The following is a 17889-nucleotide window of genomic DNA, read 5'->3' on the forward strand; positions in this document are numbered from 1 at the left end:
AACGGCGTCAACTCCTACGCGGGAGCCCCCAGTTCCGCCCACACCGTCTTCCCGGGCAGCCCGGGACTGCGCAGAACTCCCCAGTCCAGACAGAGCCGTTGGACGATGAACATGCCGTGCCCCCCGGGCCGCCCCGCGCGGTGCGGCGTACGCGGCGCGGGCTGGCCGGTGCCCCGGTCCTCGACCTCGACGCGGATCACCTTCGCGGCGCAGGCGATCCGGATCTCGTGCGGGCCCCCCGCGTGCAGACAGGCGTTGGTGACCAGCTCCGACACCACGAGCAGGACGTCCTCGGCGGCGGCCCGCCGGTCCGCGCCGGCGGCGGGCAGCCAGCCCCAGTCGTAGAGGGCCTGCCGGGCGAAGTCGCGGGCCAGCGGTACGACGCCGCTCGCGCCGTCGAGGCCGAGCCGCCGGACCCCGGCGGGCTCTCCCCCGAAAGCGCCGGGGCTGTCACCGGGCTCCGGGCCGCGGTCGCTCGGCACAGGGGGCCGGGTGGTGCTCATCGGCGCTTCACCTCACCAGTTCGCCGGTTGCAGTCATCAGGGCGCCGGCGGCCGTACGCTGCGGGCCGCCCGCCGGGTCGCTCCCGCGCCCTGCCGTACGGGTGGTCCGCCGCGGCCGTTCACACACGTGCCGCCGACATGTTCACGAAGTCTCCTGCCCTGCGCGCCGGATGGAACACGCGCGCGAGGGGCGCAAGGCGGCGGGGTTCAGCCGTCGGGCTGGGAGAGGGCGGTGGCGAGCGAGTCGTGGACGGTGAAGACGGCCTCGGCGCCGGTGATCTCGAAGACGCGGGCGACGACCGGGGTCATGCCGGCGAGGTGGACGCCGCCGCCCGCGGCCTCGGCCTTGAGGCGGGCGCCGAGCAGCACGTTCAGTCCGGTGGAGTCGCAGAAGTCGAGCCGGGAGCAGTCGACGACGAGCCTGCTGAAGCCGTTGGCGAGGCAGTCGTCGAGGGGGGCGCGCAGCAGCTCGGCGGTGTGGTGATCCAGCTCACCCGCGGGTGTCACGACGGCGCTGGCGCCTTCCTCCCGCACCTCCACCAGCAGCCGGCCCGACTGTGTGCTGCCGGCCGTCCCGTGGTCCATGCCGTCATCTCTCCCGAGGTCGTCCGCCGTGTCCTGACGCTCTCGAACACTACGCCTTCGGTGCGGACCGCGACAGCCAAACAAGAGGGGATAACCGGACAAACGCCAACAAGATGGACTTGCGGTCGAGTTGGAGTTACCGATAGGGCTAGAAGGAGCCCCCGTCAAGGGGGTGTCGTCACGGATGGCCACAGAGCGTGGTCACCCCTTGGATGGCCTTGGAGGCGCCGCACCCCGCAGGACACGACCGACGAACGGCACCGGCAGCCGCACCCCCACCTGCCGAGAACGATGGAGGACAGCATGTCACCCCGGCTCGACGCGTCCCAGCCCACCACAGCGGCGTCGACACCCCCACCGGTACAGCTCGGTCTCCCGGAGATCCCCCCGTACGACACGATCGGCGCCGTCGACGCGCGCGCCCTGTCCAAGACCCTGTTCGCCCGCCTGGAGTCCCTCGAGGAGGGCACCCACGAGCACGCGTACGTCCGTAACACGCTCGTCGAGCTGAACCTGGCGCTCGTCAGGTTCGCCGCCTCCCGCTTCCGCTCCCGCAGCGAGCCCATGGAGGACATCGTCCAGGTCGGCACGATCGGGCTGATCAAGGCGATCGACCGGTTCGAGCTGGCGCGCGGGGTGGAGTTCCCCACCTTCGCGATGCCGACGATCATCGGCGAGATCAAACGCTTCTTCCGCGACACCTCCTGGTCCGTGCGCGTCCCGCGCCGCCTCCAGGAGCTCCGCCTCGACCTCGCGAAGGCGGGCGACGAGCTCTCCCAGCGCCTCGACCGCGCCCCCACGGTCGCCGAACTCGCCGGGAAACTCGGCATCCCCGCCGACGAGGTCCTGGAGGGCATGGTCGCCGCCAACGCGTACACCGCCTCCTCCCTCGACGCCCAGCCCGCCGAGGACGACACCGAGGGCGCCCTCGCGGACCGCATCGGCTACGAGGACCACGGCCTGGAGGGCATCGAGTACGTCGAGTCCCTCAAGCCCCTCATCGCCGGTCTCGCCCCCCGCGACCGGCTGATCCTCTCCCTGCGCTTCGTGACCGGGCTCACCCAGTCGGAGATCGGGGAGGAGCTGGGCATCTCGCAGATGCACGTGTCGCGGCTGCTGTCGCGGACGCTGGTGCGGCTGCGGGAGGGGCTCACCGTGGAGGAGTGAGCGGTACCCCGTTCTTCCACACCCCGCCCACCAGCGGCACCCCGGGCCGGTACGCGAGGTGGACGTGGCTCGGGGCGTCGAGGAGGACGAGGTCCGCGCGGGCGCCCGGGGCGATCCGCCCGACGTCGTCGCGCCGCAGCGCCGCCGCTCCCCCGGCGGTCGCCGCCCACACCGCCTCGTCCGGCGTCATCCCCATGTCCCGCACGGCGAGCGCGACACAGAACGGCACGGACGACGTGTACGACGACCCCGGGTTGCAGTCCGTGGAGAGGGCGACGGTGACGCCCGCGTCCAGCAGCCGGCGGGCGTCGGGCCACGGCGCGCGGGTGGAGAACTCGGCGCCGGGCAGCAGCGTCGCGACCGTGTTGCCGCTCGCCAGCGCGTCGACGTCGGCGTCGGTGAGGTGGGTGCAGTGGTCGGCGCTGGCCGCGTCGAGTTCGACGGCGAGCCGGACGCCGGGGCCGTGGGACAGCTGGTTGGCGTGGATGCGCGGGTGCAGCCCCTTCGCCTTGCCGGCGGTGAGGATCGCGCGGGCCTGGTCGCCGTCGAAGGCGCCCTTCTCGCAGAAGACGTCGATCCAGCGGGCGTGGGGGGCGCAGGCGTCGAGCATGGCGCCGGTGACGAGGTCCACGTAGGCGGCCGGGTCGTCGGCGTACTCGGGGGCGACGATGTGGGCGCCGAGGTAGGTGACCTCGTCGGTGTGGGCGGCGGCCAGGCGCAGGGCGCGGGCCTCGTCGGGGACCGTCAGGCCGTAGCCGGACTTGGTCTCGAAGGTGGTCGTGCCCTGGCGGAGGGCCTCGGCGAGGTGGCGGGTGAGGTTCGCCTCGAGCTGTTCGTCGGTGGCGGCGCGGGTGGCGGCGACGGTCGTGCGGATGCCGCCTGCGCTGTAGGGGCGGCCGGACATGCGGGCGTTGAACTCGGCGGTGCGGTCGCCCGCGAAGACCAGGTGGGAGTGGGAGTCGACGAAGCCGGGGAGGACGGCCCGGCCTTCGGCGTCGACCCGATTGTCAGTGGCGGGTGCTTTGCTTCTTTCACCGGTCCACACGACGCGGTCGCCTTGGATGACGACGGCCGCGTCGTGCAGGAGACCGAGTGGGCTGTCGTTCTTGAGGGATGTGCGGGAGGGGTCGTTGGTGACCAGAGTGCCGATGTTCGTGATGACGGTGGTGGTGCCGGTCGCGCTGTTCGCCGGGTTCGGGCTGCGGGGGCTGCTCGGGGTGCTGGGCGTGTTCATGGCGTCCTCGTGGATGGCGAAGGCGAAGGTCAGCGGAGGGCGGCGATCGCTCGTGCGAGCGCCTGCGGCACATCGGGGACAAGGGTATGGACCCCGTCCCGTACGACCTGCCGGCCGGCCACGACCGTGTGCCGCACATCTGCCGCCGACGCGGCGAATACGGCTGTCTCGGCGGCCAGCCGTGGCAGCGGGCCCGCTGTCCTGACCGAGTCGAGGGCGACGGTGGTGAAGTCGGCGAGGGCGCCCGGCGCGAGGCTTCCGGCGTCGCTCCAGCCGAGGGCGGCGTGGCCGTCGGCGGAGGCGGCGCGCAGGAGGGCGGCGGCCGTCCAGTGGCCCCGGGCGCGGGTGCGCAGCCGTTCGTCCAGCTCCATCGCGCGGGCCTCTTCGAGCAGGTCGATGACGGCGTGGCTGTCGGAGCCGAGGGAGAGCGGGGAGCCGGCCCGCTGGAGGGCGAGGGCCGGTCCGATGCCGTCGGCGAGGTCCCGTTCGGTCGTCGGGCACATGCAGGTGCCGGTGCCGGAGCGGCCGAGGAGGGCGATGTCCTCGTCGGTGAGGTGGGTGTTGTGGACGCCGGTGGTGCGGGGGCCGAGGACGCCGTGGTCGGCGAGGAGCCGGGTGGGGGTGCGGCCGTGGGCGGCGAGGCAGGCGTCGTTCTCGGCGGTCTGCTCGGAGAGGTGGACGTGGAGGGGGGCGGCGCGGCCGGCCGCCCATTGGGCGACGGTGCTCAACTGCCCGGCGGGGACGGCCCGTACGGAGTGGATGGCCGCGCCGACGCGGGCGTGGTCTCGTTCCTTGAGAAGTGAAGAGCGTGCGGCCCAGGTGTCGGCGTCGCCGTCGGAGAAGCGGAGCTGGTGGCGGTTGGGGGGTTCGCCGAAGCCGGCGGCGAGGTAGCAGGTGTCGAGGAGAGTGATCCGGATCCCGGCCTCGGCGGCTGCCGCGATCAGGGCTTCGCCCATCGCGTTGGGGTCGGCGTACGGGGTGCCGGCCGGGGTGTGGTGGACGTAGTGGAACTCGCCGACGGCCGTGATGCCGGCCAGGGCCATCTCGGCGTAGGTGGCGCGGGCGAGGGCGTGGTAGCTGTCGGGGTCGAGCTTGCCGGCGACGGAGTACATGACGTCGCGCCAGGTCCAGAAGGTGCCGGAGCCGACCTGGACGGTGCCGCGCAGGGCGCGGTGGAAGGCGTGGGAGTGGGCGTTGGCGAGCCCCGGGAGGGTGAGCCCCCGGAGCACCTCGGCGCCGGGCGGGGGCGCCTCGACGCCGGTCCGCACGGCGGTGATCCGTCCGTCGGCGACCTCAAGGAGGACCCCGGGTTCGACGACGGGGTCGAGCCAGGCCTGTTCCAACCAGTACGTCCGCGCGTTCGTCACCTGCGAACCAGCCCTTCCAGCACATCGGCGAGCGCCGTCACTCCGGCGACGCAATCGTCCTCCCGCGCGGACTCGGCGGGCGAGTGGGAGACGCCGGTCGGGTTGCGGACGAACAGCATCGCCGTGGGGACGTGCCCGGACAGGATCCCGGCGTCGTGCCCGGCGCCGGTGCCGAGGACGGGGACGGTGAGATCGGTGCCGGCCCCCAGGATCCGCCCGAGTTCGTCGCGCAGGGCGTGGTCGAACTCGACGACGGGCGTGAACGACTCGCGGACGACGTCCAGTTCGACGCCGTGCTGTGCGGCGTAGGCGTGGGCGGCCTGCTGGATGCCGTCGATCACCTGGTCGAGGGTGTCCTGTCCGGCGGCGCGCGAGTCGAGCCAGCCGCGCACCAGCGAGGGGATCGCGTTGACCCCGTTGGGCTCGACGGAGATCTTCCCGAACGTGGCGACGGCTCCGGCGAGTTCGGCCTCCCGGCGGGCGGCCAGGACGGTCTCGGCGTACGACAGCATGGGGTCGCGCCGGTCGGCGAGCCGGGTCGTGCCGGCGTGGTTGGCCTCGCCCCGGAAGTCGAACCGCCAGCGGCCGTGCGGCCAGATGGCGCTGGCGATGCCGACGGGGTCGCCGGAGAGGTCGAGGGCGCGGCCCTGCTCGACGTGGAGTTCGACGAACGCGCCGATGCGGGCGAGGCGTTCGGGGTCGGCGCCGATGGCGTCGGGGTCGTACCCGGCGGCTTCCATCGCGCGCGGCAGGGTGATGCCGTCGCCGTCGGTGAGCTGGTGGGCCTGGGCGCGGGTCAGCCGGCCGGAGGTGAGCCGGGAGCCGACGCAGGCGAGCCCGAAGCGGGCGCCTTCCTCGTCACCGAAGTTGACGAGGGCGAGGGGCCTGTCGAGGGGGACGCGGCGGGCGCGCAGCTCGTCGAGGGCGGCGAAGGAGGAGACGACGCCGAGGGGGCCGTCGTAGGCGCCGCCGTCGGGCACGGAGTCGAGGTGCGAGCCGGTGACGACGGCGTCACCGGCGGCGGGGTCGCCGAGCCAGGCCCACTGGTTGCCGTTGCGGTCGACTTCGTAGGTCATGCCCCGTGACTCGGCCTGCTCCTGGAACCAGGACCGGCACTCGGCGTCGGCGGGGGTCCAGGCGAACCGGCGGTAGCCGCGGGAGCCGGGGTGCCGGCCGACGGGCAGGAGCCGGCGCCACATCTCCTGGAAGGTGGGCGGGGTGAAGGTGGGCGCTATGGGGGCGGACCGGGTCACGCGTCCCCGCCCTCGCGCATCGGGACACGGACGCCGCGGTCCGTCGCGACGGTCTCGGCGATGTCGTAGCCGGCGTCCACGTGCCGGATCACACCCATCCCGGGGTCGTTGGTCAGGACGCGGCGGATCTTCTCGCCGGCGAGCTTGGTGCCGTCGGCGACGGTGACCTGGCCGGCGTGGATCGAGCGGCCCATGCCGACGCCGCCGCCGTGGTGGAGGGAGACCCAGGACGCGCCGGACGCCACGTTGACCATCGCGTTCAGCAGCGGCCAGTCGGCGATGGCGTCGGAGCCGTCGCGCATGGCCTCGGTCTCGCGGTAGGGGGAGGCGACGGAGCCGCAGTCGAGGTGGTCGCGGCCGATGGCCAGGGGCGCGGCCAGCTCGCCGCTCGCGACCATGTCGTTGAACCGCTCGCCCGCCTTGTCCCGCTCGCCGTAGCCCAGCCAGCAGATCCGGGCGGGCAGGCCCTGGAAGTGGACGCGCTCGCCGGCGAGCTTGATCCAGCGGGCCAGGGACTCGTTCTGGGGGAAGAGTTCCAGCATCGCCTTGTCGGTCTTGGCGATGTCGGAGGCCTCGCCGGAGAGGGCGGCCCAGCGGAAGGGGCCCTTGCCCTCGCAGAAGAGGGGGCGGATGTAGGCGGGGACGAAGCCGGGGAACGCGAACGCCCGCTCGTAGCCCGCGAGTTGGGCCTCGCCGCGGATGGAGTTGCCGTAGTCGAAGACCTCGGCGCCGGCGTCCTGGAAGCCGACCATGGCCTCGACGTGCCGGGCCATCGACTCCCGGGCCCGGGTCGTGAACCCGGCCGGGTCCTTGGCCGCCGCGTCCGCCATGTCCTCGAAGGCGACGCCGACGGGGAGGTACGACAGCGGGTCGTGGGCGGAGGTCTGGTCGGTGACGATGTCGATGGGGGCGCCCATCGCGAGCATCTGGGGCACCAGTTCGGCCGCGTTGCCCAGCAGGCCGATGGAGAGCGGGCGCCGGGCGTCGCGGGCCTCGGTCGCGAGGGCGAGGGCGTGCTCCAGGGAGTCGGCGCGGACGTCGAGGTAGCGGTGCTCGATGCGGCGCTCGATCGCGCGGGGGTCGCAGTCGATACAGAGGGCGACGCCGTCGTTCATGGTCACCGCGAGCGGCTGGGCGCCGCCCATCCCGCCGAGCCCGGCGGTGAGGGTGATGGTGCCGGCGAGGCTGCCGCCGAACTTCTTGGCGGCGACGGCGGCGAACGTCTCGTACGTGCCCTGGAGGATGCCCTGGGTGCCGATGTAGATCCAGGAACCGGCGGTCATCTGGCCGTACATGGTCAGGCCGAGGGCCTCCAGGCGGCGGAACTCCTCCCAGTTGGCCCAGTCGCCGACCAGGTTGGAGTTGGCGATGAGGACGCGCGGGGCCCACTCGTGGGTCTGCATGACGCCGACCGGGCGGCCGGACTGGACGAGCATGGTCTCGTCCTGCTTGAGCCCCTGGAGGGTGCGGACCATCGCGTCGAAGGAGCGCCAGTCGCGGGCGGCCTTGCCGGTGCCGCCGTAGACGACGAGCTTGTCGGGGTGTTCGGCGACCTCGGGGTCGAGGTTGTTCTGGAGCATGCGCAGGGCGGCTTCCTGCTGCCACCCCAGGGTGCTGAGCTGCGTGCCGCGGGGGGCTCGGACGGGCCGGGGTCCTGACATGGGCTGCCTCCTGGGGGCGCGGACACGCGTATGGGCTTGCGCACTGTCTTGCGTACGGTCTGGCATATGGGCTTGTTATTCACATCCTGGTCTCGTGAATAGAAGTAGTCAATACGGAACCGGTCAACTCCTCGGGGAACCGACACGCGGGCCGCACGGGTGTTTGGCTTGTATGAGGGGCAGCGCCGCCCGCGCGAGGGGGCATGCTCCGACCAGACGGCGACCCACGGGGGCTGATTGTGCGGCGGACGGCGAGTGACGGATGCGGCGGCGGACGGGCGGCGCGCCGGGACGACGCGGTACGGGCGGCCGTAGAACAGGGCCTGCTCGGACCGGACTCGCCGGTCGTGGGGCTCCTGGACGTCGTCGGCATCAGGGAGGCGGCGGCGCGGCTGAAGACCGCGTTCGACGACGTCGTACCCCCCGGCACCCCCGTCCTGCACGCCTTCGCGGTCAAGGCCGCCCCCCTCGTGCCGGTGCTGCGGCTGCTGCGGGACGCCGGGATCGGCGCGGAGGTCGCCTCCCCCGGGGAGCTGGCGCTGGCGCGGGCGGCCGGGGTGGGGTACGAGGCCGTCGTGTTCGACTCGCCCGCGAAGACCCCGGCGGAGCTGCGGGAGGCGCTGGAGCTGGGGATCGCCGTCAACGCGGACAGTCCGCAGGAGCTGGCGCGTATCGACGCGCTGGCGCCGACCGGATCTCCCGTCGGGATACGGGTGAATCCGCAGGTGGGGGCGGGGGCGATCGAGGCGCTGTCGACGGCCACGGCGACCTCGAAGTTCGGGGTGGCGCTGCGGGACGAGGGCGCGCGGGAGTGGGTGCTCGGGGCGTACGCGCGGCGCCCGTGGCTGAACCGGCTGCATGTGCACACCGGCTCGCAGGGGGTGCCGCTGACGCTGCTCGCGCGGGGGGTCGCGGAGGTGTACACGCTGGCCGAGGAGATCAACCGGCGGGCCGGGCGCCGGCAGGTCGACACCGTCGACATCGGCGGCGGGCTCCCGGTGAACTTCGCCTCCGAGGAGACCGCGCCGACGTTCCAGCAGTACGCCCAGCTGCTGCGGGAGGCCGTGCCGGGGCTGTTCGGCGGGCGGTACGGCCTGGTCACCGAGTTCGGGCGGGCGCTGCTGGCCGAGCAGGGGCTGATCGTGGCGCGCGTCGAGTACGCCAAGAGCGCGGGCGGGCGGCGGATCGCGGTGACCCATGCGGGGGTGCAGGTGGCGACACGGACCGTGTACGCCCCGAAGCAGTGGCCGCTGCGGATCGCCGCGTACGACGGGAAGGGGCGGGCCAAGAGCGGGCCGGAGGTGATCCAGGACGTGGCGGGGCCGGCTTGTTTCGCGGGGGATCTGCTGGCGGTGGGGAGGGGGTTGCCGTTGCTGGAGCAGGGGGATTTTGTGGGGGTGCTGGATACGGGGGCGTATTACTTCGCGCATCACTATGCGTATAACTCGTTGGGGCGGCCTGGGGTTTATGGGTTTGTGGGGGAAGGGTTCGGGGGCGGCTCGGGTGAGGCGGGGGGTGTCTTCGAGGGTGGCTCGGGGAGTGAGCTTGAGGGCGGGGTAGGGAGCGGTTCCGGGGGGTCGGGGGGCGGGGCCCGGGGTGATGTGGGCGGCGGCTCGGCGGATGGCTTCGGGGGTGGGGCGGGGGATGCCTTCGCGGGCGGCTCAGAGGGCGCCTTCGGGGGCGGCTCGGCGGATGGCTTCGCGGGTGGTTCGGAGGGCGGGCCAGGGGGCGGGGCAGGGAGCGGTTCCGGGGGTGGCTCGGGGAGCGGGTCCGGGGACCGGGCGGGGAGCGGGGCCCGGGGTGATGTGGGGGGCGGCGAGGCCGGAGGGGTCGTCTTCGCTGTTGTGCGGGAGGCTCAGTCGGTGGCGGAGATCGTGGCCGAGGCCGGTGGGGCGCATGTCGACTCGCTCACCACCCTGCGCGCTTCCGAGCGCCCTTGACGTACGCCTCCGTGACGGGGGTCAACTGCCGTACGCCCGTGGGGGTGTGCGGCAGTTGTCGTTTCGCCGGGTTCCGTCAACTCCCTTGAGAATCCGGCCAGTCGACCGACGTTACTAGTCCGGTGGCATGTTCCGATGGAAAATGCCAGAAGCACCACCCGCCCACCGTACGGTGCGTAGTGTCTTCCTCACTCAGCCGAAATCCGTAGCCGAGAGGGGAGCCCGGGGTGCCCGGAATCGACGAGTGTCTGCTGGAGGCCATGCGCCTGCCCGGTGCCCGGGGGGCCGCGCTGGTCGACTGGACCAGTGGGCTGGCTCTGGGGACGGTCGGGGAGTTTCCCGGCGGGGACCATGAGGCGGCGGCGGCCGAGGCGGCGGAGGTCGCCCGACTGGCGGCGGAACAGCGGGCGTTCGCGCCGGAGGGGTCCTTCTCGGAGGGGCCCACAGAGTCTCTTGAGGGCGGCACCCTCCCGGACGCCGGCACCGAACCTCCGGTCGAGGACCTGATCATCAGCAACCGCGACAGCTATCACCTCCTGCGCTTCATCCGGACCCCTTTCGACAGCGGAGTCTTCCTGCACGTCTGGCTGGGCCGCCGCGAGGGGAATCTGGCATTGGCGCGGATCAGGCTTGGGGAGATGGCGGGGCGGTTGGTGCTGGGATGAGGGGGATGTGTGGCATAGGCGGGGTGGGGTGTGGGTGGGGTGGGGGCGCCGGCGAGTGGGCGGGGGCGTGGGGGGCGGCGGGGGTTGGGGAGCGTGCGGGGGTTGGGGAGCGTGCGGGTATGCGGGGGTGGGGTGGCAGGGGGCCGGCGGGCGCGAGTGAGCACATGGGTATTGGTGAACGCGTGAGCGTGAGCGGGCCGGTGGGCAGAGGGGCGGCTGGCGCGAGCGGGCGCGCGGGCGTTTGCGGGCGCGCGGGCGTTTGCGGGCGCGCGGGCGTTTGCGGGCGCGCGGGCGTTTGCGGGCTGACGGGCACAAGAAGCTGGGCGGGAAGGGGACCGGGGGGCGCGGGCGAGTGGGCGGGCACTGACGGGAGGGCGGGCGGCGGGCTGGCGGGCGCAAGCGAGCGCGCGGGCAGCAGTGAACGCGCGGGCGAGTCTGCGGGCTCGAGGAGGCTGGCGGGCGCGAGCGGGTGGGCTGGTGTCGGTGAACGCGCGGGCATGAGCGTGGGCGCGGGCGAGTCTGCGGGCTCGAGAAAGCCGGCGGGCGCGAGCGGGTGGGCTGGTGTCGGTGAACGCGCGGACATAAGCGTGGGCGCGGGCGAGTCTGCGGGCGCGAGGAAGCCGACGGGCAGCGGTCTGGCCGGCGCGAGTGGACACGCGGGCATCTGGGGGCGGGCTCGTAGAAGGGCGGCGGGCGCAAACGGACACGCGGGCATCTGGGGGCGGGCTCGCGAAAGGGCCGCGGGCGCAAACGAACGCGCGGGCTTGAGCGGGCGGGTCGGCAACTGGCTCGTAGGCGCGAGCGAACCTGCGGGTCCTGGTGAACGCGCGAGTGCGTATGGGTGGGCGGGCGCGTGAGAGCGGCTGTTGCGGCGTTGCCCTCGCGGCAGCGGGAACCCGGGGGTGGGCTGGCGGTGCTTGCCGCTGAGCGGGCCAGTGGGGTGCTGGTGCGGGAGTGCGGTTCGCTCTATCTGGAGCAGGGGCAAGTGGTCGGCGCGGAGAGTCCGTTGGCGCCCGGCATCGACGTACTCCTGCTGGCGGGCGGTCTGTTGGACCTCGCCGGGTGGCAGGAGGCCGTCGACCGTTCCGATGAACAGCGGGGCGTCGTACGGCAGTTGGCGGACTCGGGGCGGGTGCCGCGTGGGGCGCTGGAGATCTGTGGGCTGGGGGCGCTCTTCGACGCCGCGTACTTCGCGCTGGCGCCGAGCAATACGCCCGCCCGTTTCCGGGCGGGCGCCGGGCACCGGCTCGGCGGTCTGCGTCCCGTGTCCGTACCGGCCCTGGAACGCGAGACCCTGCGCCGCCGCGCCCTGCTGCACCGCCTGTGGCCGGACGGCCGTACGGACGGAGCGCCATTACGCCGCACCGGACGGACCCTCGACCATCAACTCCCCTCGCGGCAGCGGGCGGTACTCGCCCAGGTGGACGGCGTGCGGACGGCCTCGGACATCTCACGGCGGCTGGGGCGGCGGGCGTTCCTGACCCTGGTGGACGTACGGCGACTGGCGGCGGCGGGGTTCGTGGCACCGATAGCACCTGAGTTTCCGGCGGGGGTGGCGGGGCGGGAGTTCAGGGGGGTTGGGGCGGGGGGTGTGTTGCAGGGGGTTGGTGGGGGTGCGTGGGTAGGTAGGGGGGCCGGGGCGGGGAGTGGCGGCGCGGGTGGTGGCGGAGGTGCCGGAGCAAGTAGCGGTGCGGGCGGCGGAGTTGGCGGGGGCGGCGGCAGCGGTGTGGGAGCAGGTACCGGTGCGGTCAGCGGAGCCGGCGGGGGAACCGGCATCGGCGGGGGCAAGCGCACCGGCGCCGACACAAACGCTGGCTCAAGCACAGGCAGCGGCCCCGCTGCACACACCGGAGTTGGCTCGGGCAAGGGCACCGGCTCAAGCACAAGCAGCGGCGCCGCCACGAGTCCCGGTATCGGCGCGAACACCGGCTCAAGTGCAGGCAGCGGTGCCGCCGCAAGCACCCGAGTTGCCGCGAGCAAGGGCACCGGCATCGCCATAAGCCCCGGCACCGGCCCTGGCGCGGATGGCGACAGCGGCGTGGGGACAAGTACCGGTGCGGTCAGCGGAGTTGACGCAGGCGTCGGCGTCGGCCCAAACGCAAGCAGCGGTGCCGCCGCAGGGGCAGGAGTTGGCGCGGGTGGGGGCAGTGGCGCTGGCGCGGGCATCGTCACGAGCCCCGGTGCCCGCGCAGGGGCAGGCACCGTCACAAGTCCGGGCACCAGCTCAAGCAGCGGCGCCGCTGCACACACCGGAGTTGGCTCGGGCAGGGGCACCGGCGGCGATGCAGGCATCGTCTCAGCCCCCGCCATCGGCGTTGCCGCCGTCGGAGATCCGGGCATCGGCGCGCATCCCGGAGCCGACGGGCACCCCGGCATCGGTATCGCCCCAAACCCCGGCGCCGGCCTTGCCGCAGGCGTCGCCCCAACTCCCGTCCCCGGCACCGGCGTAGGCGCCGCCCCCGGCCCAACCACCGGCACCAGCACCAGCCCCGGCGCCGACGCACCCCCCAGCAGCACCACGAACCCCACCCCCGGCATCAGCGCGGCCCCCGAAACCGACCCGAACCCCGGCACCCCCACTCCCCCCATCACCCCCGCCCCCACACCAACCACCCCCCAACCACCCCACCCCCACCCCGACATCCCCCTGCTGAAAAGGCTCAGAGATGCGCTGGAGGCCCTTTGAGCGGCAGCGGCGGCGTCCGCTTGGCGAGAGGAGAGAGCTGATGGCGATCGGAGTACTTGCCGAAGCCGAACTGACCGATGAGTTACGGCGGTTGCGGGCCCGGATGCCCCAGCTGACCGGAGCGCTCGCGGCGAGCGTGGACGGGCTGGTGCTCGCCCATGACATGCCCGGCGCCGAACCCGAGGGAGTCGCCGCGCTGACCGCCGCCGGGCTCGGGGTCGCCGTCCGCATGGCCGACGCCACCGGTCAGGGCGAGCTGCGTGAGCTGCTCGTACGCGGTGTGTACGGGTACGTCGCCACGTACGCGGCCGGCGAGTCGGCCGTCCTCACGCTGCTCGCCCAGGACCGGGTGAACGTCGGCCGGCTGCATCTCGAAGGGCGTCGAGTGGCCGCCCTGGTGGGCGAGTTGGTCGACGCCGCCGCCAAAGAGGCCCGGCACGACCGGGAGACGGCGCAGCCCGTGACGCCGCCGGCGCCGTTGCCGCCGCTGAGAACCCGACCGACCCGCGCGCAGCACTCCAACGCGCGTACACCGAAAGAGAACTGAGAGGAATTCCAGTCATGGCCAACACAGAGACCGCGCTGAAGGAAGCGCTCGCGTCGATCGAGGGGGCGACCGGGGTCGCGCTCGTCGACTACACCAGCGGGATGGCGCTCGGCACGTTGGGCGGCAGCAAGAGTTTTGACCTCACGGTGGCCGCCGCGGGCAACACGGATGTGATCCGGGCGAAGCTGCGGACGATGGAGCACCTGGGCCTGAAGGGCCAGATCGAGGACATCCTGATCACGCTCTCCGACCAGTACCACCTGATCCGGCTCCTCACCGGGCGCGGCGGCAACGGGCTGTTCCTGTACCTGGTCCTGGACTCCAAGCGGGCCAACTTGGCGATGGCCCGGCATCAGTTGAAGCGGATCGAGGAGGAACTGGAGGTCTGAGCCCACCCGTCCGACGGACCGACCGACCGGCTCTGCGGTGGGGCAGGGCTGGGGTGGGGTGGGGGTGGGGGTGGTTACGGGGAGAGCGAGGGGCAGGAAGGCAGGGGGCAGGAGATCAAGGGGCAAGGGGAACTGAAGGGGGCTTAGCGGGCTAGAGAGCAAGGGGAGTTGACGGGGGCGTGAGTGAAGGGTGCTGGTGTCCGGGGAGACGCCGGTATCTGGGGCTGAACACCCGCCCCGCCCGGCTCCCCTCCCCTGCTCCCCCTCTCACCCTCACGCTCAGAGCACCTGACGCGGACCGGCCCTCAAGCAACCCGGCTCGGATCGCCTGACCAGGAACAGCCGGCGTAGACCAGCTGACGCAACCCAGCCAGCTCAGGGCAACCCGGCTCGGACCAACTGCCCCAGGCCAACTGACGCAGACCAGCCGCTTCTTAGGCCCGCCACCTCAGGCGCCTGCCTCAGACCATCCGCCTCGTGGGCCCGCCAGCTCAGACCCCCACCCCAACCTGGACCATCCGCCCTAGGCCCCCTCCGACCCCCTCCTCCGCCCCCCACCCAACCCCGCATCCCCCGCCCCAACCCCCGTCCCCCGATACCCCTTGACCCCCTTGCCCGCCGGCCGCCCCCCGAAGTGGTCCAGCCAGTCCACCCGGACCCACAGCAGCGCCCCCTCCTCCCGCTCGCGCCGTCCGAGCCACGACGCCTTCCAGCGCAGGCCCGTCGCGCAGCCGGCGAGGAGCAGGCCGAGGGTGGCGGGGGCGGCGAAGGAGCTGAGCAGTGCGGCGGCGAAGGCCAGCAGCAGCCACCAGCGGTGTCCCCGGCGCCAGTTCCGCAGGGTGACGGCACGGTCCTGGAGGACGTCGTACTTACCGGCGCGCGCGGCGGCCCGGGCGAGCGTACGGTACCGTCCGCGCCGGATCCGGCCGACGGCGAACGCGCCGACGATGAACAGCGCGGCCCCGGCGAGCACTCCGATCCGCCGCCCGGTGAACCCCGGTACCAGCACCCCGATCCCGGCCGCGAACACCCCGCACCACCAGAGCGGCGCGGCCCCCGCCCGTACGACGACCGCCACCCGAGCCAGCCCCTGTCCACCGCGCGCCATACTTCCCGCCTCCGCATCGCCATTCCCGCCGGTCCGGCAAGCTAGCGACCCAACGTGAGACGAGCCTGAGAAGGGCTCCGCCGGGGGCGAGGGGGCAGGGAGACCGACGGGACGGGAGGACTGACGGAACGGAAGAGCGGCGGGACAGGGAGGACGAGAGAACCGGCGGGACGGAGAGACCGGCAGGACAGGGAGACCAGCGGGACAGGACAAACTGGCGGGATCAGACAGTCGCCGGACACAAGAGCCTCGGCACCCGCTCCAGCGCCGGCCAGAAGGCGGACGGAACGCCGACAAGGCTGGGAGGCCGGGGGCAGAGAGGCCGACAGATCCGGGAGGCGGAGGACCGGAAGAGCGGGAGGGCGGGAGGGCCGGCGGAGCCGGAGGGGCCGGAGGGGCCGGAGGGGCCGGAGGGGCCGGAGGGCCGAAAGCCCAGCGGAAACCGGAACAGAGGGAAGAGCCGGAGAGACCGAGGGCCGGAAGCCCAGCGAAGCCAGAAGAGCGGAAAGAGCGGGAAGAGCCGGAGAAGCTGGAAGGGCATAAGACCAACGGAGCCGGAAGAGTTGAAGCAGCCGCGGAAAGCTGGGAGCAACCGACGCGGCCGGGACAGACCGGCGGGCCCATGAGAATCCCGCCCCCAGACAGAACCGGCAGCCCTCCCCAAGTCCCCCCGCACACCACCCCCGACCCACCGAGCATGCCCCGCGCCGATGACACGCCCTCACCCCGACGGCCCACCCCCGACGCCCGGACCCGGCCAACGCCACGCCGGCGCGACCACACCAAACGGCCCGGAGCAAACCCCGCAACCGCAACCACCCCAGGGGCGCGGGGCTGTATCAATGTGCGGCTCCGCCGCGTGGGCGCGACCAGCTACAACCCACCCGCACCCCGAACCCCACCGCACCCCCACCCCCTACCGCTCCCGCCACCCCCCACCCCAAAAAGCCCCCTCCCCCAAACCCCCCTCCCCCCAACCCCCCTCACTCCACAAACAACCCCCGAGCCACAGCCCCCACATCAAACTCCTCCAACCGAGCCTGAGCATCAGGCAAGTCATCGCACATCGCCTCCAACAACGCCCGCCCCAACAACATCGGCGCGCAAGCGGTGTCGAAGGCCAACCCCGTCCCCACCCCCGCAGGCAACAACAGATCCGACCACCGAGCGACCGGCGCGAACGCGGAATCCGCGACCGTCACCACCCGCAACCCCGCCCCCTTCGCATACTCCAACGCATCCACCACCTCCCGAGGATGCCGAGGCAACGCGAAACACAGCAACGCACTAGCCCCCGCCCGCACACTCGCATCGATCCGATCCTGAAGCAGCGTCCCCCCCTCATCCAGCAACCGCACATCCGGATGCACCTTCGCCGCGAAGTACGAGAACCCGTACGCCTGGGAAGCAGCCGCCCGCAGGCCAAGGACCGGCAGCGGACGCGAAGCGGCCAGCAGCCGCCCCGCCCTCCGCACCGGCTCCGGATCCGCCAACGCCTCCGCCAACTGCCGCAGATTCTCGATCTCCGCCTCCACCGCCTGCTGATAGGCGTTGTAGGCGACGGCGGCCGGCGGCCGCTCCGCAGGAGCCACCTCGCGCAGATGACGGCGCAGCGCGGGGTAGCCGTCGAAGCCTAGGGCGACGGCGAACCGGGTCACCGACGGCTGGCTCACCCCCGCCAGCTCCGCCAGCTCCACGCTCGACAGGAACGGCACATCGGCCGCGCGCCGCACCATGCTGTGGGCGATGCGCCGCTGGGTCGGCGTCAGCCGGTGCCCCTCGAAGAGCGCCTGGAGACGGGCGGCCGGTCCGTCGGACACGCTCACGTCGGGGTCCCCCTCACGGTTATTCACAGTTCATCGATGGTGCATGTTGTTATACAGGCGCGCGCCGCCCACGGGAATCCGGCCCCACCCGGGCGCCCCTCCCAAAGAGCCGTCGATGATCTGAACACGATTGTGTCAAGTACCCCGAAAAGCCACCCAGGGTGACGAGACGGATGCGTAACGTAAATCAACCCTCCACCAGGGCCCCTCAAGCACAACCCTGAGGAAGCGTCATGCCCTCGAACCGCCGGGCCTTTCTGACGGCCACCACCGTCGGCGCCCTGGCCGCCGCCCCCGCCTCGGCCGCCACCCGCGTCGTACGCCAGCCCCGCCCCGGCCCGCCGGCGACCGCGCCCGCCGCCCTCGACGAACTCCTCGCCGGCAACCGCCGCTACGCGGAGGGCAGATCGCGCCATCCGCACGAGGACCGGGGGCTGCGCCGTACGCTGGCCGCCGCGCAGCACCCGTACGCGATCGTGCTGGGCTGCGTCGACTCCCGCGTCCCGCCCGAGCTGGTCTTCGACCAGGGCCTCGGCGACCTGCTGTGCATAAGGACGGCGGGCCAGGTGCTGGACGAGGCCGTGCTCGGGTCGGTCCAGTACGGCGTCGTCGAACTCGGCATCCCGCTGGTGCTGGTCCTCGGGCACGAGCGGTGCGGGGCGATCGCGGCGACCCTGGAGCACATCCGCACCGGCGCGGACGTCCCCGGCCACCTCGAACTCCTCGTCGAGGAGATCTCCCCCGCCGCGCACCGCACCCGCGCGCACCCCGGGGACTGGGCCGAGCACACGATGACCGCGCACACCCGCTGGGTACGGGACGCGATCCGCGCGGACCCGGCGTTCACATCCGCCCAGGTGACGGCGGCCCGCTTCGACCTCGACACCGGCCTGGTGTCCCTCCTGACGTGAGCGCCACGAACACCGCGCACGCCCCACAGACGAACACCGCGCACGCC

General features: G+C 72.9%; 14 protein-coding genes and 1 pseudogene. 7 read left to right on the forward strand and 8 right to left on the reverse strand.

The window, feature by feature from the left end; translation table 11 throughout:
• Positions 1-14: 14 nt before the first annotated feature.
• Together ACYUD3_RS27410 and ACYUD3_RS27415 are read right to left on the reverse strand one after the other, a co-directional pair.
• Positions 15-503 (reverse strand): ATP-binding protein, encoded by a 489-nt coding sequence (locus ACYUD3_RS27410; RefSeq protein ID WP_470975129.1) that lies wholly within the window; start codon positions 501-503, stop codon positions 15-17.
• A gap of 207 nt (positions 504-710) precedes the next feature.
• Positions 711-1088, reverse strand: a complete 378-nt coding sequence (locus tag ACYUD3_RS27415) for an STAS domain-containing protein (protein ID WP_470975132.1) — start codon at positions 1086-1088, stop codon at positions 711-713.
• Between the two features lie 303 nt (positions 1089-1391).
• Here ACYUD3_RS27415 and ACYUD3_RS27420 point away from each other — a divergent pair, with 303 nt between their 5' ends.
• Positions 1392-2255: an RNA polymerase sigma factor SigF gene (locus ACYUD3_RS27420; protein ID WP_470975135.1), complete on the forward strand. Its 864-nt coding sequence runs from the start codon at positions 1392-1394 to the stop codon at positions 2253-2255.
• Here ACYUD3_RS27420 and hutI read toward each other — a convergent pair.
• The 4 genes from hutI to hutU are packed head-to-tail and all read right to left on the reverse strand — an operon-like array spanning position 2239 to position 7770.
• Positions 2239-3489, reverse strand: coding sequence for an imidazolonepropionase (hutI, locus tag ACYUD3_RS27425; RefSeq protein ID WP_470975138.1), 1251 nt, complete (start codon positions 3487-3489; stop codon positions 2239-2241). The genes ACYUD3_RS27420 and hutI overlap by 17 nt on opposite strands.
• A gap of 29 nt (positions 3490-3518) precedes the next feature.
• Positions 3519-4856, reverse strand: coding sequence for a formimidoylglutamate deiminase (locus ACYUD3_RS27430; RefSeq protein WP_470975141.1), 1338 nt, complete (start codon positions 4854-4856; stop codon positions 3519-3521).
• The gene (locus ACYUD3_RS27435) at positions 4853-6055 is read right to left on the reverse strand and encodes an allantoate amidohydrolase (protein WP_470975727.1); all 1203 of its coding nucleotides are present in this window, start codon (positions 6053-6055) and stop codon (positions 4853-4855) included. The genes ACYUD3_RS27430 and ACYUD3_RS27435 overlap by 4 nt, the downstream gene beginning before the upstream one ends.
• Positions 6056-6105: 50 nt before the next feature.
• Positions 6106-7770, reverse strand: a complete 1665-nt coding sequence (gene hutU, locus ACYUD3_RS27440) for a urocanate hydratase (protein WP_470975144.1) — start codon at positions 7768-7770, stop codon at positions 6106-6108.
• Positions 7771-7973: 203 nt separating this feature from the next.
• On the opposite strand from hutU, the pseudogene ACYUD3_RS27445 reads away from it, so the two are divergent.
• The 5 genes and pseudogenes from ACYUD3_RS27445 to ACYUD3_RS27465 form a co-directional block, all read left to right on the forward strand.
• Positions 7974-9266 (forward strand): annotated as a pseudogene (locus tag ACYUD3_RS27445) (type III PLP-dependent enzyme domain-containing protein); the annotation flags it as partial.
• A 671-nt stretch (positions 9267-9937) separates the two neighbouring features.
• On the forward strand, positions 9938-10375 hold the full coding sequence (locus ACYUD3_RS27450) for a hypothetical protein (protein ID WP_470975147.1): 438 nt from the start codon (positions 9938-9940) through the stop codon (positions 10373-10375).
• Between the two features lie 913 nt (positions 10376-11288).
• Complete coding sequence (locus tag ACYUD3_RS27455) at positions 11289-13061, forward strand: hypothetical protein (RefSeq protein ID WP_470975150.1); 1773 nt, start codon at positions 11289-11291, stop codon at positions 13059-13061.
• A gap of 40 nt (positions 13062-13101) precedes the next feature.
• Complete coding sequence (locus ACYUD3_RS27460; protein ID WP_470975153.1) at positions 13102-13608, forward strand: roadblock/LC7 domain-containing protein; 507 nt, start codon at positions 13102-13104, stop codon at positions 13606-13608.
• A 14-nt stretch (positions 13609-13622) separates the two neighbouring features.
• Positions 13623-13997, forward strand: coding sequence for a roadblock/LC7 domain-containing protein (locus ACYUD3_RS27465; RefSeq protein WP_470975156.1), 375 nt, complete (start codon positions 13623-13625; stop codon positions 13995-13997).
• 523 nt (positions 13998-14520) lie between these two features.
• On the opposite strand, the gene ACYUD3_RS27470 is transcribed toward ACYUD3_RS27465, so the two are convergent.
• A complete protein-coding gene (locus ACYUD3_RS27470; protein ID WP_470975158.1) occupies positions 14521-15105 on the reverse strand; it encodes a hypothetical protein in 585 nt (194 codons plus the stop codon).
• Positions 15106-16088: 983 nt separating this feature from the next.
• Positions 16089-16931, reverse strand: coding sequence for a MurR/RpiR family transcriptional regulator (locus tag ACYUD3_RS27475; RefSeq protein WP_470975160.1), 843 nt, complete (start codon positions 16929-16931; stop codon positions 16089-16091).
• A 233-nt stretch (positions 16932-17164) separates the two neighbouring features.
• Here ACYUD3_RS27475 and ACYUD3_RS27480 point away from each other — a divergent pair, with 233 nt between their 5' ends.
• Positions 17165-17842 carry a carbonic anhydrase gene (locus ACYUD3_RS27480; protein WP_470975163.1) on the forward strand — a complete coding sequence of 226 codons (678 nt, stop codon included), beginning with the start codon at positions 17165-17167 and terminating at the stop codon, positions 17840-17842.
• Positions 17843-17889 lie beyond the last annotated feature (47 nt).

The sequence above is a fragment of the Streptomyces sp. AMJ-169 genome (assembly GCF_055597585.1).

Bases quoted from the DNA above. Each gene is read 5' to 3' on its own strand.
- ACYUD3_RS27410 (WP_470975129.1), bottom strand. From the start codon at position 503: ATGAGCACCACCCGGCCCCCTGTGCCGAGCGACCGCGGCCCGGAGCCC.
- ACYUD3_RS27415 (WP_470975132.1), bottom strand. From the start codon at position 1,088: ATGGACCACGGGACGGCCGGCAGCACACAGTCGGGCCGGCTGCTGGTG.
- ACYUD3_RS27420 (WP_470975135.1), top strand. From the start codon at position 1,392: ATGTCACCCCGGCTCGACGCGTCCCAGCCCACCACAGCGGCGTCGACA.
- hutI (WP_470975138.1), bottom strand. From the start codon at position 3,489: ATGAACACGCCCAGCACCCCGAGCAGCCCCCGCAGCCCGAACCCGGCG.
- ACYUD3_RS27435 (WP_470975727.1), bottom strand. From the start codon at position 6,055: ATGTGGCGCCGGCTCCTGCCCGTCGGCCGGCACCCCGGCTCCCGCGGC.
- hutU (WP_470975144.1), bottom strand. From the start codon at position 7,770: ATGTCAGGACCCCGGCCCGTCCGAGCCCCCCGCGGCACGCAGCTCAGC.
- ACYUD3_RS27460 (WP_470975153.1), top strand. From the start codon at position 13,102: ATGGCGATCGGAGTACTTGCCGAAGCCGAACTGACCGATGAGTTACGG.
- ACYUD3_RS27465 (WP_470975156.1), top strand. From the start codon at position 13,623: ATGGCCAACACAGAGACCGCGCTGAAGGAAGCGCTCGCGTCGATCGAG.
- ACYUD3_RS27470 (WP_470975158.1), bottom strand. From the start codon at position 15,105: ATGGCGCGCGGTGGACAGGGGCTGGCTCGGGTGGCGGTCGTCGTACGG.
- ACYUD3_RS27480 (WP_470975163.1), top strand. From the start codon at position 17,165: ATGCCCTCGAACCGCCGGGCCTTTCTGACGGCCACCACCGTCGGCGCC.